Raw genomic sequence first — 2,249 nt, forward strand, 5'->3', positions numbered from 1 at the left:
AGATGCCCTTCGTGGTGGCCGAATTGTTTCTGTGAGAAGTTCAATTCTTTCACTACGACAGGGCATTTCGTTGTTACGACGCGCTGGTTATCTCCGCCGGTTCGGTGCATCCAGGCTTACTAGGACTTTCTCGTATGGAGGATGAGAGGTTTCAGCCGACGATGGCCGCAACGCCGGTGAGCGCGTCCGCCAACAGCCGGAGTTCGGAGGGCGTGAGGTCCAGCAGTGGCATCCGGACGGTGGCGTTCGGGATGACACCGAGCTGGGTCAGTGCAGCCTTGGCCGTGATCGCGCCACCCGCGCCGAGCATCATTGCGCTGGTCAGCGGAATCAGCGACCGCTGGATGGAGCGGGCCGTATCAAGGTCGCCACGGCGGACGGCTGCGATCATCTCGGCGTTGCGATCGGCTGCGACATTGCCCACCACGCTGAGCAAGCCGGTGGCGCCGACTGCCAGATACGGAAGGTTCAGCTGGTCGATACCGCAATAGTAGGCCAGGCCTGTGCGGTCCATGACCGACTGCGCCTCGAACAGGTCGCCCTTGGCGTCCTTGACCGCCACAATCCGGGGATGTGCAGCGAGTTCGATCAGCGTGGACGCCGCAATTTCCATGCCCGTGCGCGCAGGTACGTCATAGAGCATCACAGGCAGTGCAGTTGCGTCAGCAACGGCCAGGCAGTGCGCAATGACTCCGGCTTGTGTCGGCCTCGAGTAGTATGGGCAAACCATCAGTAACGCGTCCGCGCCGGCCTCTTCCGCGTCGCGGGCCCGGCTGATGGTGGCCTTGGTGTCATAGGTGCCGATCCCAGCAATCACCTTGGCGCGGCCGGTGGAGCGGGCTGCGACGGCACCAACCAGCTGAGCAGATTCGGCCTCAGTCAGCGTCGACGATTCGCCCGTGGTGCCGTTGACCACGAGACCGTCACATCCGGTGGCAACAAGGTGGTCGACAAGACCGTCCATTCCGGACTCACTAAGCGAGCCATCGGAATTCATTGGGGCCACCATCGCGACGAGGTTGGAACCGAAGAGTCGGTCGGCAGACAGCTGCGGCTCGGTCATGGTTCCGATCATGTCGCCCGGCCCAGGCTGCGTCCAGCAACGATCTGTTCCCGGTATCCAGTAGCCTGCTTTCATGATTGATGTGGGGGCATTACGCGCTTTGCGTTCGGTAGCGGAGCTGGGCACCGTGGCACAGGCCGCCGAGGAGCTCGGTTTCACAGCCTCGGCCGTCTCGCAACAGATCAAGCGGCTGGAGAAACAACTCGGTGTCGCCGTGCTTGCACCCGCTGGGCGCAAGGTTGTGTTGACCCCGGCAGGCCAGGTTATCGTCGAATCCGCACCAGAAGTGTTCCAGACCCTCGAACGTTGCCTCGCAGCAGCCCAGTCTGTCGCCCAGGGCACCCCCCGCGGCGCACTGCGAGTAGCGGCCTTCTCGACCGCGATCCGCGGGCTACTGGCCCCCGCCGTCGCGGCGTTCATCACGCGCTACCCGGACGTGCAGGTGCGGATCTTCGAAGAAGACGCCGACCAGGCGCTGCGCAGCGTCGACGCGGGAATCGCCGATCTCGCCGTCGTTCACGATGCCGACGACCTGCCCACGACACTGCCGTCGTCCCTGACCGCACGACTACTACACACCGACGTGGGCGATGTGATCATGCACCGCACCCATCCGCTCACTGCGATTGATACCCCGCTGACCGATGTTGATCTGGCAGGTCATGCCTGGGTGACCAGCCCGCGCGGCACGGTGTGCCACGAGTGGTTCCGTCGCCTTGTCGCCGACATTCCAGAGGAGCCCGACGTGCGGCATATGATCGACGATTTTTCCAGCCAGCTCTCGCTGGTCATGTCCGGCCAGGTCATTGCCCTGGTCCCCCGGTTGGCCCGACCACCGTTGGGCGAGGGCCTGATCAGTCGGCAACTGCAGCGGCCGCCCAAGCGCGAGGTCCGTGCAGCCTGGCGGCGCAGCGCCGAAGCAAGTCCGGCGCTGCAGGCGCTGCTCGTGGAGTTGAGCGTTCAGACCCCACCGGCAGTGAGCGCTGCGTCGCTTGGCTGTTCTTCGCAGGCAGGTTGTGGACGGTGAGTCGCTAGTGAATCGCCCCGAGTTCGGCGGAGGCTCAGCAATCTGGTTCCAGCCTCAGCGAGGACCGGTGTCTCACGGTAGTCGGCCGCCGAGTGATTTGCCCAGTAGGCGGCCTCGTACTCGACAGGCGGGACGTGGTTGATCTCGCCATGCAAGCGG

The 2,249-nt window shown here is 64.2% G+C and carries 2 protein-coding genes; one reads left to right on the forward strand and one right to left on the reverse strand.

The window, feature by feature from the left end:
* Positions 1-151: 151 nt before the first annotated feature.
* Positions 152-1,063 (reverse strand): 4-hydroxy-tetrahydrodipicolinate synthase, encoded by a 912-nt coding sequence (gene dapA, locus LDQ05_RS19485; RefSeq protein WP_226438598.1) that lies wholly within the window; start codon positions 1,061-1,063, stop codon positions 152-154.
* 73 nt (positions 1,064-1,136) lie between these two features.
* On the opposite strand from dapA, the gene LDQ05_RS19490 reads away from it, so the two are divergent.
* Positions 1,137-2,090, forward strand: coding sequence for a LysR family transcriptional regulator (locus LDQ05_RS19490; RefSeq protein WP_226438599.1), 954 nt, complete (start codon positions 1,137-1,139; stop codon positions 2,088-2,090).
* Positions 2,091-2,249 lie beyond the last annotated feature (159 nt).

Origin of the sequence: Rhodococcus yananensis (assembly GCF_020515525.1) — a bacterium.
GTDB lineage: Bacteria > Actinomycetota > Actinomycetes > Mycobacteriales > Mycobacteriaceae > Rhodococcus > Rhodococcus yananensis.

Coding starts and splice junctions, on each gene's coding strand:
- LDQ05_RS19490 (WP_226438599.1), top strand. CDS start 1,137: ATGATTGATGTGGGGGCATTACGCGCTTTGCGTTCGGTAGCGGAGCTG.
- dapA (WP_226438598.1), bottom strand. CDS start 1,063: ATGACCGAGCCGCAGCTGTCTGCCGACCGACTCTTCGGTTCCAACCTC.